The organism is uncultured Maricaulis sp. (assembly GCF_963975345.1).
Lineage (GTDB): Bacteria > Pseudomonadota > Alphaproteobacteria > Caulobacterales > Maricaulaceae > Maricaulis.
Window position 1 is genome coordinate 13,308 of sequence record NZ_CAXBGE010000017.1, and the last position, 12,661, is coordinate 25,968.

The following is a 12,661-nucleotide window of genomic DNA, read 5'->3' on the forward strand; positions in this document are numbered from 1 at the left end:
CCCCTCAAGAATTGTGGGGTCTGCAAGCGGCGTTAGGTCAGGTCTTTCATACGACGATCAAATTCTTCCTTGTCTATTTCGCCGCGCGCATATCGTCGCCGGAGGATATCGACCGGGTCGTTGGACTTGGAGTCCGACCCGACCCGATTGATGGTCGCACGCACAGCGACATAGATCAGCAATGCCAGGACGCCCCAAAAAATCAGCGCGCCAAGATTGCCGAAAATCATATGCCCCATATCGGCCAATTTAGATCTCCATCATGTTTAGAACCAGGTTCGCACACCGACGAGCAATGCCGTTTGATCTTTTTCGCCTCCAGACGCCTCAATGAAGTCTGCGGTATCGCCAATAGCGCTTTGCCATTCGACGCCAATATATGGCGCGAATTCGCGAACAATTTCGTAGCGAAGGCGCAGGCCGGCATCGACGCTGGTCAAACCTGAACCGAGCTGCAGGTCAGGAATATCCTGAGCGGAGAGGCTCGCTTCTAAGCGGGGTTGAAGGATCAGACGTTGGGTGAGCAGCAATTCATATTCGGCCTCGAGCCGTGCCGTGACGTCGCCTTCGGTGCTTACAAAGGCAGCAGCGTCAACTTCAAACCAATAGGGTGCCAATCCTTGCACGCCGAGCACGGCATGGGTGCGGCCCTTGGGTTCCAGATCATATCGCAAACCTGCCTGCACATCGAAATAGGGCGCGATTGCGCGCGACCAGAGGGCTTGGATCTCCGCGTCTTCAAGGTCTTCATCCTCAAAACTGTATTCAGCTTCAGCCTTGACCCAGAGTTTGTTGATATCGCCGCCATACCACCCCTGGGCGTCAAACACCAATGCCTCTTCATCATCAAAAATCTGAGTTTCAAAGCGGTCAGCCATGACAAACCAATTGGTTTGGCCGCCGGCTTCGTGTTGCACATCAGCGCGGGCTTTGCTCATCGCTTCGCGGCCATAATATTCGTCGGCTTGTGACCAGGGCGGTGAGGTTCCATCGTCTTCTTCAGCAAATGCCGGCGTGATTGCGAGCGTTGCCGCCATGGCGAGGAGGAGTGTCTTTGAAAGCTTTCGCATCAGCTTTTCTCCCCATGGGTCATGCCATCATGTTCGCCATGACCATGCCCCATCATGTCGTCGCCGATCTGAGGTTCGGGCGGCGGGGCCTTTCCCATATCGCCGTGATCCATGCCGTCATGATCCATCTGCCGGTGCATTGGGGCGTCATCAGCACCGATGACCGAGACGACCTGCATCATGCCAGCATGCATGTGATAAAGGAGGTGGCAGTGAAACGCCCAATCGCCAACATGATTGGCTGTGATATCAATCGAGAGCTTCTCGCCAGGTTTGACGATGACAGTGTGTTTACGGGGTTTGTGGTGACCGCCGCCATTCACAAGGTCAAAGAACATGCCGTGCAAATGGATCGGATGTGGCATCATCGTATCATTGATCATGGTTAGACGAACGCGTTCGCCTTCATAGAATTTGATTGGTTCGGTAACTTCGGAAAACTTCACGCCATCGAATGACCACATGTAGCGTTCCATGTTGGAGGTGAGGTGAAGTTCGATCTCGCGCTCCGGCAGGCGCAGATCCGGATTGGCGTCCTTGCTGCGCAGCTGACTGTAGCTCAGGGTTCGGTGTGGCTGATCGTCTAGGCCGATGCCGGGCTCATCGAGCCGGCTCATTGGCATCATCGCAACATTGGCGACACCCGGGCCACGCGTGATTTCGGGTGCAGGCCCGCCATCCATACTATGCGCGCCATGATCCATGGTGGACGTTTGCGCGTTGGTGCCATGGCCCATCGCGCTGTGATCCATACCGGTCATATCTTCAGACGCGCTCATATTCATGTCGCCATGACCGGCCATTCCCATGTCAGCCATGGTCAGAGTTGGTACGGGGCGCAGCGCTGGCGCGCTTGCCTGCATTCCAGCGCGCGGCGCGAGGGTCGCTACGGCTTGACCAGAGCGGTCGATCGATTCCGCGACCATCGCAAAAGTATCGCTGGTCTCGGGCGCGACAATCACATCATAGGTTTCGGCAACCCCGATCTGGAACTCGTCAGTCTCGACGGGTTGCAGGTTGAGGCCGTCCGCCGCCACGACCTTCATCGGCAAGCCAGGAATGCGGAAGTTGAAAAGCGTCATGGCCGATGCATTGATGATGCGTAGGCGGATTTTTTCGCCCGGTTGGAATATGGCGTTCCAATTGTCGGCCGTCGCATGGCCATTTATCAAATAAGTATAGGTTGCGCCCGTGACATCGGAGAGATCGCGCGGCGACATACGCATAGCCCCCCACATCATACGCTGATCTAGCGCTGCGCCGAGCCCCTTATCGGAGGCATCTGCCAAAAAGTCCGGTAGGGTGCGCTGATTGTAATTATAGGAATCACTCATCTTCTTGAGTTTGGAGAAGATGCGGTGCGGGCTCTCAAAGCTCCAATCAGAGAGGACCAGAACGTATTCGCGGTCATACGCAAATGGATCGGGTGATTTCGGATCAATGATCAGCGGACCATAATGGCCAAGCTGTTCCTGCAGGCCGGAATGGGAGTGGTACCAATAGGTGCCGCTATGGTTCAGGTTCCAGCGATAGGTAAAGGTCTCGCCAGGCTTGATTCCAGGAAACGCCACGCCTGGCACGCCGTCCATATAGAACGGGACCAGCAAGCCATGCCAGTGGATTGATGTGTCTTCTTCGAGATTGTTGGTGACATTGATCGTGATATCGTCGCCTTCGCGAAAGCGAACCAGTGGACCGGGCAGGGTGCCATTGATCCCAGTTGCCAGTCCGGCGCGGCCGTCTAGCCGGACGGGAAATTGATCGATTGTCAGGTCAAATTGCGTCCCGGTCAGGGTCGGAAGGCCAAGATTACCTTGTTCAGCTGAACGCGCCCACGCTGGCAGCAGAGCGGCGGTTCCAAGAGCGGTGCCGGCGCCAAGCGTGGTTTTGATGAGCGATCGTCGAGATAGCATAAATAAACTCCAAGTGGGGTGAAGTTTCTGATACGCGACCGGGCGTTTTAGCCCTCAGACCAGATCTTATTCTGTTTCTGTGTCGTCTTCTGGGAACGCCTCGGGCCACAACGCGCCTATTAGTTCCTGAGCGCTCGTCCGCCGCATGGCGATAATGACAGGCGTTTGCTCGGCCGCGAAATTGAAAATGAATTCAACGGCGTCGCCCGCCCGATAATCCGCTAACTCAATCTCGTTCGAGACGTAGAATTCCATTTGCATGATGGGCCAGTCTGCTTCTGGTACCGGGCTATGTGTAATTTCCAGAATGCGCGTATCGAGATCGCGCTGCAGCACAGAGCCAAAAGCGCGCGCAACATGAGGCGTGTCGCTCACCACCTCGCTGGCGGCAGGTGCCTTCTCTTCAACTGGGTTAGGGCTGTTGGTACAAGCGGCGGCCCCGAAAAGGAGTAAAGCTGGAAAGCTGAGTGCGAACATGTGTTTTAGTTTCATGGCGAGATCCCCTTATCACAGACTTGCGGCGAGAATAGCAGCCGCAGCCATAGTACGCGCGGACATCATGTCCCCCTTAAGAATTTCAACTCTTAAGGGGTGAGCCTATCGGCACGCTTGCTCTAGCAAATGCGGGCCCGCCCCGTCCGGTTTTCAGAGCTATCAAAAGGTCGATTGCACGTTCAGGCAATCGAACAGGAAAGGGCGACGCCCGCCGGGCGAGCCGGCAGCGTACAGGAGCCCCGTCCATGAGCCTCATACAAATCATAGTGTCCCGGTATGGAGGCCGGTTGGCCTGCGACCGTCAGAGCGGCGCGATACCCGCGCCAGGTCATTCTAAACGTGATCGATCCGTTTCACTTCGTCTGAATGCAGATGGAAAACTCTTGATCCACTGCTTTTCCGATACCGATTGGCGAGATGTAAAGGCCGCCTTTTTAAGAGACGGTATTGCCGGCGAAGGCGATTTCGTCGGAAACAGCGACCGTCGCTCGTTTGGCGTAAAGCGCCATGATCCGCAAACAGCCCACAAAAACGTCCGCCCCGAAAGTACCAACCATGCCCGGCGGGCCTGGGTGTCGCGCCGGCCTGCACGGGGTGCGCTTGCAGAGCGCTATTTGAAACAACGTGGACTGGACAGTCTCAGTTCTAACCCAAGCCTTGGGTTCCTGCCGAGGTGGCCCATGTCGATGAAACCGGGCTCTGCCATGCATCCTTGTCTTATCGCTCGGATCTCGAATGCACGTGGCGGGTTTGAAGGCGTTCAAGCGACGTTCTTCTTTGAGGGTAGAACGCTCACGAAGCGACGGCTTGTCTTCGGTCGGCAGAAAGGTTTCGCAATCCATCTGGCAAAGCCGACCAATCAACTTCTGGTCGGAGAGGGCTTGGAGAGCACGGCCTCAGCAGCGCGAAGGTTCCAGATGCCCGCCTGGGCGCTCCTGAACACCGGAAATCTCGCTGTGTTCCAGGCGCCGCCCGGCATAGACCGGCTCGTAATTGCCCATGATCATGACGCTCCGGGGCTTAAAGCCGCGCAAGCCTGCGCCGCTCTCAATCGTGGACGAGGCGTTCGCTGCGAGCTGCGCGCGCCGACAAGACCAGGCGCCGATTGGAACGATGATGACCGCCTGCCGGATGCGCCATAGCCGCATGGATTGTCGGAAAAGCGATCTCAAAGACATCGCGCTAACAGGAAAGGGCTCCGCCTTTTGGGGGCTTGGCCGGTGCGGCCAGGCGATACTTTAAAACCAGAAGGAGGCCCCCATGGCCGATACTCAAACCCTCGCAGCGCCCGAGCATAAGGCGCTATCCCTTCCGCTCAGCCAGCTTTCAATTGGCAAAGATAATCCTCGTGCAGACGTGGCTGAAGATGAAGACGTTGCAGCGCTCGCCACATCGATCGCTGCGATCGGGCTGGTCCAACCCCTGATCGTGATCAAACGCGGCGGCGGCTTCGAGGTCATTGAAGGCCGCCGGCGTTTTCTCGCTCTCAAGCGGCTGGAAAACGATGGTCGCCTGTCCAGTGATCAATCGATCGCCGTCATGCATGTCACCCAGAAACATATGGCGGCGGGTCTGGTGGCAAACATCCAACGGCGGGCCATGACGCCCGTGGAGATCTTCAAAGCCGTCTCCGCGCTCTCCAAATCCATCAAGAGCCCGGACCGAATCGCTGGCGTTTTAGGCGTCGAAGCCCGAACCGTCCGCCAATACCAGGCGCTTGGCGCCTTGCCGGCCGACTTCCTCACCGCTTTGGAAAACCGAGAGGTCAGTTTCGATATGGCGAAGACCCTGTGTCAGATTACGGATTTGGACCGGCGCGCTGGGTTTATCGAGCAGGCTTTGGCGGGCGAACTTCAAAACTGGCAGCTTCGCAATCTTCTCAAAGCTGAAAAGCGTCGCTCTGATGAGCATCTCCCCCAATTCATAACCGAGACCGCCTACACCAAGGCTGGCGGGAAGATCGAGGGCGATCTTTTCGATGACTATACGTTCTGGATAACCGGCGAAGCCGTGAAAACAGCGTTCGCCGACGCGGTTGAGCCGCTTTTCAAAGCCATTGCGGGCAGGGGCCTCGCCGATGTTGAAGTTGTGGTGGAGACCGACGATCCCGCAGACTGCGTCGATCTCGAAGATCTCGTTGAACTGGGCGATGAGCCAGGTGAAGTCGATTTCGATACGACATGGGAAACGCTCGAAAGCGCGGTTTATGAAGCATGGCGAGACCATGTCGACACCGGTACTTTGGAAAGCCGGTCCGCTGTCATCGCGGCGCTCGAAGCGCTTCATACGTTTCTGCTGAGCGCCATTTCAGGCGACATTCGCGCCCGCATGACCGCGCGCATCGCGTTTGGGTCCATGCCGGTGGTGACCTATAAGCTGCCTGACGTGGAGACTGAAACCGCCGGCACCGGATCCGGTACTGATTTGGATGCTGCTGAGGATGTTGATGCCAAAAAGGCCGACGAAGCAGTTCGTATGCAAGACGACATCGGCAAGCGTCACCTCAATCCGTCCGGCGCGCTTAAACAGCGCCTCAGCGAAATCCGCACGCGGGTCTTCGCCAAGGATCTTGCAGCTCGTCCCGATGTCGCAATCGCGCTTCTCATTGCCCAGCTTTCGGGCCGTCTGCGTGACACCTGTCAGGGCGCAAGTCCGCTTAAGATCTCACCAACGGTGTTTAGCACCGGGATCGGGAATGACGTGGTCAAAGAGGATACGAGCTGGGCAGCTACCACAGAAGAAGTAGATCGATTGGTGACGCCTCCAGACGGCAAAGATCTGATCGAACATCTCCTTGGGCTCAAGGATACCGACAGACTGGCCTGCCTCGCCGTCCTGGTCGCCCAATGCGTCGACCTGACCGAGCCGCGGCAGGCTTATGTCGGGAGCCCTGATCTCGGCTTTGCCGGCGCCGTCGCGGCCAAGATTGGCGCGGAGGCGTCCAAGCACTGGACGCCCGACACTGTGACCCTGACCGGGTTCACTAAGGGTGCTCTAGTCGATATCGCGGCCGATCTCGGCAGCGTGCTTGATGAGAGCCAGAAGAAGATGAGCCTCGTCAGCCAAGTCGAAGACATGACGGCAGAGCAGGCCTGGGTACACCCCATTGTGCGCCTCGGCGACGCCGGCACCTGAGCCCAGACGGGCGTCTCCTCCTGACTGGCGGCCGCCGGGGCAAATGTCCTAGCGGCCGCGCATTTTTTAAGGGCGCTCGATCGCTCTCCTCAACCCTGAAACTATTTAAAACATGGAGGCCAAAATGGCCGGTGAGAAACCGATCGACCGGATTGTCGATCAAATCGTGGCGGCGTTGGAAACAGGCGTTCGTCCATGGCGAAAACCCTGGGACGCAAGAAGCTGCGGAGAGGTGCATTTGCCGCTTCGCGCCGATGGACAGCCCTTTGGCGGTATGAATGCCATCACGCTCTTAATGGCGGGCGCGGCTGGAGGATATGCCTCGCCCTTTTGGCTGACTTACGCCCAAGCCAAGCGCGCGGGCGGTCAAGTGCGCAAAGGCGAGCGATCTATGCCAGCCATACTTTACAAGACGCGCATCGTTGAAGACAGCGACGACGATGAGGACGCGCGGGTTCTGAGATATCTTAAATGCTATCCGGTGTTCTGCGCCGACCAATGCGACGGGCTTCCTGACGCCTTTTATCCGGTCAGAAAAGACCAGGTCGACAACGCGCCAGTTGATAAGGTGCTCGACGCGTTTCCGGTTGAGCTTCGCCATGGCGGCGACCGGGCCTTCTATCAGCCGAGCAGTGACTTCATCCAGCTGCCCATGCCAGAGGCGTTTGAGAGCCCCGAGACGTATCTGACGACCAAAGCGCATGAGCAAATTCATGCGACAGGCCATGAAAAACGCCTGGATCGGAATTTCGAATCTAAACGCTGGGGCGATGAAGGGTATGCCATTGAAGAGCTCGTTGCTGAGCTTGGATCAGTGTTGCTCTGCGCGCGCTTTGCGCTGAAGCCTGAACACCTGCATTCTCACGCTGCCTATATTGGCCATTGGGCCGAAACGATTCGGTCCCATCCGAACGCGCTTTTGAGCGCTGCGTCGCATGCCGACAAAGCGGTCACTTACATTCTGGCCTTCTCAGTGGGCAAAGGCTTGATCTCGCCGAAAATTGCGACTCAGGGGAAAGAGGTGGCAGCATGAGCGTCTCTGATCCTTTCCGATTAACGTCTGAAGACGTCCGCCGCGCTGGGCTTGAGCCGGGCGATGTCGGGGCGTGGTGCGTGCTCGTGGCGGGCTGCTATCATCTGTTTGCGAGCCAGGCGGCAGCTGAGTGGGCGCATGCCAAAATGCTGGAAGGAGAGTTGGTGCGGTAAGGCATAGCAAGCCGATGCGCTTACCTTGGCCTATTTTTGCAAAGACAGAAGTCTTCAACGTCTGTCCATGCTTTCAAACCAAGTCACAACCGGGGGCGGCATGTTAAGCCGCCCTGCGGCGGCGACCAATCGTTTAGATTCGAGTGCAAATTTCGGGGCGGTTATGCCCCGTTCGCTCATTTCCATCATCACATGGGTGAACAAAATGATCGCTTGGTCTCTTACCGCGATTGAGGGTTTGACAGGCGCATGCTTGTGCATGGTGAGCATCGACGTCGCCATTGCTTCATCGAAGCGGTCTCTCAGGTCTTCATCACTTATATGCGCCATGTATGGGCGGCGGCGATATTGAAGTCGCCACAAATCTTGGCGCGCCATCTTTTCGGGAACGTGATCCAGGGTGGTGAAGGCTACGTCTTTAGGATTGCCTTTGTAGGTTGGCGTATGTGTCCAGTTCGCCCAGCGCTCGAACAAATGATCGACAATCGTTCTTTTCCAAATGTCTGTTTCGAGTCCAGAACCCTCAACCGCGATGAGCGGAAAGACGACTTGGCCATTCTTGACCGTCGCATGTCGTTCACTTGTGAAAATTACCGTATCAATATTGGGGTATAGCGGGCGTCCATCCTTTGTCCGCTTCAATGCGCGCTGTACGATGTGCGCAATGAGCGCGGGTTCATACAGTTCATGATCTTCGTTGATGAGCAGCATCAGTCGGACAAGGTTCTTGCGCGGGAAATTGTTCTGATGCGCCCCCAATTGTTTGTTGGCCTTTTTTAGATGGTTCACGATCGCTCGGCCGATCCGGTTTACGAATTTTGCGTTCACCGCTTCTGGGTCATCCATATGACGGGTCATGGCTTGAACCGGTGCGCTTCCAAGGAATTCCGGCCAATCGGGACGCTGACGAAGTTCATCCGTCAGGTTGTCCATGCGCTCGGTCCCGTCTTCTTCAAGGGATTTGATCTCCAGTGCGATCAAGCCAGACAGACAGGCAAAGTCCGCGCGCAGAACCTCGGAGGATTGAATGGCGTCCAAGTCGACGCCGCCCATGGCCTCGCGCAGGAATAATATCCAACGCGGCGTAAGCGGCTCAATTTTTCCTCTTCGTTCAACCCTCATATTCTACGCAGCCTCTCTGACGTCGCGCTTCTGGTCATCAACCCGCCGACGAGTGCGTTTTTGCCTTCGGTGCTCAAGCTCTTTTAATATTTCACGTTTCATACGTTTCGCCAGCCAAACAGGGGTGTTTTGCTGCTTGTCGAAAACAAGCTGTCTACAGCACTGCCGAACGATTTTTCCAGATCCACAAGGGCATTTCCAATGACCTTTTGAGCGATTGCTGGCCAGGATACGGAGCCAATAATGAATCTCGTTGATCTTGGCAGGAACACCCAGGATATCTGAATATGCATCAATCAGACCCGCGCCATAATGCTGGCGCTCTCCAGTCGGTGGAAACCGTTTGTGCGTTTCGTAATAGAGCTGCCCGAGGAAAAAGTTTCGCACGGGAATTCTAAGAAAGGTGAGGAAACGATCATCAGGCCGGTGGGCAAGCCACTCTTCGGGAACATACAGACACGCAGAACGATCGGAGTTTATGTGTCGATCTGGCGAAGTTGGAATGCGCTCACCCAAAACTTCTACGATCGGCAACCCGTGTGGATAGTTGCCGGGAAAGTGGATGCGAACCGGGAAACTATCGACGGTCTGTCCCTCGCTTTTTACACCGAACATGCCCTTTAGTATTAATTTGCCATCGACCTCTGTCAGCCTCAGCAAGGGCTGAGCGCTTAAAGCGGTGGTAATGTCGTCGAGGGCGCTCGGGCGTATCTTCCACCATCGCCGGGGGCGATTATCTCGCCCAAGGTTTTGTCGGCGCATCAACGGTCTCTGCCGCTCGGGTTATGATAGCCGCACTTGCGGGACCGAGATTTTCGGCTTCGCCAAAAGCAAGCCCCCATCCGCCCGAGTCGGCCTGGTTCAACATGGTGGTCGCGACATTTCTGAGCTCTGACCACACTTGTGTGTCCAACAATCCTGACAGATCATTTCCAGCAGGGTTGGCGGGATCTTCAATCGTGATTGGGGTCGACCGGTCAGCGATGATCTGGAGCACATGGGTAAACTGTTGATCTAGAGATTCTGCGGTTTTGCCTTTCAAGAGTTCGATAAGGACGAGATCGAGCGCAAACTGTTTGATATCGAGATCGTAGCGCACACGCGCGAGCTTGCCGAGTTTCAACGTACCGATAACGCCGCTAGTCTTGATATGATCGACATGGGTTTGGAGATTGGTTTTCAGACGCGATTTCTGGCCGCTATTCTGATGCAGATAGGCGTCGCCTCGACTCTCATCCACATATCGCCCAGGAACCACATCGATGTGCAAACGGTCGCCCCGCGCGCCATCGGCTTTGGCATAGAGACGTAGCGCACTTGTCTTGGGATGAACGAAATAGTCCGGCGACAACGCCGTAGCGACATTGTTGTAAATGTCGGAAAGATTCTCGCCTAAGCGGGTTTCGTCATGATAAGCATACACGATGATGTCGAGATCATAGCTCTCTTTGATCATCGTGCCTTTCTTCTTAGATCCACCATATTGGATCGAAATACTGGCTCCGTGGAATGCCGCGCGAATAGCCGCTTCGACACCCGCTCGGTGATTCTGAAGCTCAGCCATTTCGCGGCTGTCTGGCGAAATATGCTGCGCCTCCAATAAGGCTTGTAGGTCTGACGTCCTGCTCATTTAGTCTATCTCCATCTGGAATGTGAATCCGCCTTTGGCGGTGTCATTGTCATAAAGGCGAAGTGGCGCGCGGGCTTTCGGCAGACGATCTTTGCCGATCGATACAGCAATGGGCGCTGGGACCGCCGGGAAAATGGAGATGGGTTGGTCATCGCCATGCCGGGCGGCGATCTTGGACTGCGTCTCGTGCCAAAAGGTTCGAAACGCGATGAGGTCCCGCGCGCAGTTGAGGAAGGTGGGCGTGGGATCCACATCCTTCAGGGATATCTCATAGATTGTGTGAGTTTCAGAGATTTCGGCCGGTAGCGTCCCCATATCGATCTTGCCACTCAGGGAGAGCAGAATGGCCACAGGCGCATCTTCGCCTCGATCTTCCAGATATTCCAGACAGTAGCCAATCGGATCGAATGCAGTGTCTGGCTTCCAGCGCCAATCCTCAGTGTCGCGGTGGCGCTGATATAAGTCTACCGCTACTTTATCTCCGAGCTGCGCTCCCAGAAAGGTGAGCAAGGGAATTGGGCCGATCGCGAAGAGTGAGACATGTCCCGCCGCTTCTACAGGACCGGCGGTGCCGTAAGCGGAAGAGACCGCCCGATCGATGCGTCGGCAGGCGATAGATAGCAAATCTTCTTGCTCATCCAATCCGGTCAATGCCCCAAGATCGATTGAGGTCTGCAAGCCATCAAACGCATGACGCGGAAGAATAGCCGAAAACATATCCTGCCGGGGAATTGCGATCCGGAATCCACGAATCGGCGCAGCGAACGAAATGATGTGGGAAGCAAGATCTGGTGATGCATCAAGCGCGGCGTCGACACGGCGTTCGTGTTCGTCTTTCATCGCTCTCAGATCGTGCCGAGAAAACCATTCAGGGTGATCATCGATCTCCTTGTGACAGGCCTTGCACAAGGCCATGAGGTTATCGACTTCATTTATATCAGGAGGTCTTGGACCGTCATTTCCTCTGGGACCGCCTTCAGAGAAGGCGACAATGTGCGCACGGTCAGCAAAGTTGCCAGGTTGTTTGGAGAGGTGATGTTCAAATAGACGTGCATTGCAGCCCCGGCGCTGGCAACGACCGCCGGCGCGAACGAAGAGAATGGTGCTGGTGCGGTGTGAAATGGCACGAGTTGGCGTTACGCAAGGTGGCTCAATATCTGTTGCAGCAGATTCTGGAGAACCAGAGACTGAACTCGAAATCGCCATCAGCAGTTTCCCTTACGTATGCCGCAATATGATGTGGTTTCACATACCTTCTCATACAAGACCTGGTGGTGAAAAATGTTCACTCTTTGTGCTTTTGCGTGGTAGAAGCAAGTAAGACCGAGCGATTTTGTTGGCGAAAGAAAAGAGATGGCAACGGATAATAAGGGCTCAGAAACGGTCCAGAGCCGGCAGAGAAAAACACGCAGTCGCTGATGAAAATCGCCTCTCTGAGTGATGGGGATGCCCGCCGGAGCGTGGGGGAGGGGAAAGACCCGAGCTTCACGCTGACGCGTGAGCGCTCCTGCGACCCGATGGTCGCCGCGTTCCATCTGACAGGTCACCTGGTATTCGCAATCATCGCCGTCAGGCCCGCCTTCAAGCGTTCGGAGCCGCCGCCGGTTTAAATGATGGCGGCACCATCCAACAGGAAAGGGCTTCGCCTTTTGGAAGTGGATCGGCGGGGAACAGTCCCTTCCGGCCACAACACTAGGAGAAGACACCATGTCTCAAGAATTCATCCTCTCAGGGCGCTTGGCGCGGGACCCGGATATCCGGTCCACCCTCGCAGGAACCCCTGTCGCCAATTTGCGGGTGCTGCAAACGCGGGGCTATCGCAAAGGCGAGGATTGGGTGGAGGAGGTCGAAGGCTTCGATCTCGTCACTTTCAATGAAAAGCTGATCACGCGGGTGATCCAGCCCTTTTGCTCTAAGGGCAAGCGGCTGCGCATCCGTGGCCGGCTGCAGACCCGTAGCTGGGAAGATCAGAACAAGGTCACCCGTTACAGCACTGAAGTCGTTATTGACGATCTGAGACTGCTGGAGCGGCCCGCGCCAATGACGCGCAGCTCAACCGACCAGGATGCGGCGTGAGATCGCTGCATCCC

Annotated in this window: 14 protein-coding genes; 6 read left to right on the top strand and 8 right to left on the bottom strand. The window is 56.1% G+C overall.

Annotated elements, in window-relative coordinates:
• Positions 1-32: 32 nt before the first annotated feature.
• From AAC029_RS15160 to AAC029_RS15175, 4 genes are all read right to left on the bottom strand, one after another.
• On the bottom strand, positions 33-239 hold the full coding sequence (locus AAC029_RS15160; protein ID WP_035552463.1) for an SHOCT domain-containing protein: 207 nt from the start codon (positions 237-239) through the stop codon (positions 33-35).
• A 27-nt stretch (positions 240-266) separates the two neighbouring features.
• On the bottom strand, positions 267-938 hold the full coding sequence (locus AAC029_RS15165) for a copper resistance protein B (protein WP_339749441.1): 672 nt from the start codon (positions 936-938) through the stop codon (positions 267-269).
• 131 nt (positions 939-1,069) lie between these two features.
• A complete protein-coding gene (locus tag AAC029_RS15170; RefSeq protein WP_081806155.1) occupies positions 1,070-2,983 on the bottom strand; it encodes a copper resistance system multicopper oxidase in 1,914 nt (637 codons plus the stop codon).
• Positions 2,984-3,049: 66 nt separating this feature from the next.
• Positions 3,050-3,475, bottom strand: a complete 426-nt coding sequence (locus AAC029_RS15175; protein ID WP_339749445.1) for a copper-binding protein — start codon at positions 3,473-3,475, stop codon at positions 3,050-3,052.
• Positions 3,476-3,723: 248 nt separating this feature from the next.
• Here AAC029_RS15175 and AAC029_RS15180 point away from each other — a divergent pair, with 248 nt between their 5' ends.
• From AAC029_RS15180 to AAC029_RS15195, 4 genes are all read left to right on the top strand, one after another.
• Positions 3,724-4,620 carry a toprim domain-containing protein gene (locus AAC029_RS15180; RefSeq protein WP_035552455.1) on the top strand — a complete coding sequence of 299 codons (897 nt, stop codon included), beginning with the start codon at positions 3,724-3,726 and terminating at the stop codon, positions 4,618-4,620.
• 118 nt (positions 4,621-4,738) lie between these two features.
• Positions 4,739-6,613 (top strand): ParB/RepB/Spo0J family partition protein, encoded by a 1,875-nt coding sequence (locus tag AAC029_RS15185; RefSeq protein ID WP_339749449.1) that lies wholly within the window; start codon positions 4,739-4,741, stop codon positions 6,611-6,613.
• A 124-nt stretch (positions 6,614-6,737) separates the two neighbouring features.
• Entirely contained in the window at positions 6,738-7,646 is a 909-nt protein-coding gene (locus AAC029_RS15190; protein WP_035552639.1) for a zincin-like metallopeptidase domain-containing protein, read from the top strand.
• On the top strand, positions 7,643-7,819 hold the full coding sequence (locus tag AAC029_RS15195; protein ID WP_155841864.1) for a hypothetical protein: 177 nt from the start codon (positions 7,643-7,645) through the stop codon (positions 7,817-7,819). Before AAC029_RS15190 ends, AAC029_RS15195 begins: the two co-directional genes overlap by 4 nt.
• A gap of 54 nt (positions 7,820-7,873) precedes the next feature.
• Here the strand turns inward: AAC029_RS15195 and AAC029_RS15200 are convergent, their stop codons facing one another.
• Genes AAC029_RS15200 through AAC029_RS15215 form a run of 4 tightly spaced genes read right to left on the bottom strand, consistent with a single transcriptional unit; the run spans position 7,874 to position 11,777 of the window.
• Positions 7,874-8,941 carry a hypothetical protein gene (locus AAC029_RS15200; protein WP_146739685.1) on the bottom strand — a complete coding sequence of 356 codons (1,068 nt, stop codon included), beginning with the start codon at positions 8,939-8,941 and terminating at the stop codon, positions 7,874-7,876.
• 3 nt (positions 8,942-8,944) lie between these two features.
• Positions 8,945-9,703 (bottom strand): hypothetical protein, encoded by a 759-nt coding sequence (locus AAC029_RS15205; protein ID WP_155841860.1) that lies wholly within the window; start codon positions 9,701-9,703, stop codon positions 8,945-8,947.
• Positions 9,675-10,571: a hypothetical protein gene (locus AAC029_RS15210; protein ID WP_146739683.1), complete on the bottom strand. Its 897-nt coding sequence runs from the start codon at positions 10,569-10,571 to the stop codon at positions 9,675-9,677. The genes AAC029_RS15205 and AAC029_RS15210 overlap by 29 nt, the downstream gene beginning before the upstream one ends.
• Positions 10,572-11,777, bottom strand: a complete 1,206-nt coding sequence (locus AAC029_RS15215; protein ID WP_112061875.1) for an SAVED domain-containing protein — start codon at positions 11,775-11,777, stop codon at positions 10,572-10,574. It abuts the gene before it with no gap.
• 212 nt (positions 11,778-11,989) lie between these two features.
• On the opposite strand from AAC029_RS15215, the gene AAC029_RS15220 reads away from it, so the two are divergent.
• On the top strand, positions 11,990-12,181 hold the full coding sequence (locus AAC029_RS15220; protein ID WP_035552438.1) for a hypothetical protein: 192 nt from the start codon (positions 11,990-11,992) through the stop codon (positions 12,179-12,181).
• A 97-nt stretch (positions 12,182-12,278) separates the two neighbouring features.
• Positions 12,279-12,647: a single-stranded DNA-binding protein gene (locus AAC029_RS15225; protein ID WP_051602719.1), complete on the top strand. Its 369-nt coding sequence runs from the start codon at positions 12,279-12,281 to the stop codon at positions 12,645-12,647.
• Positions 12,648-12,661 lie beyond the last annotated feature (14 nt).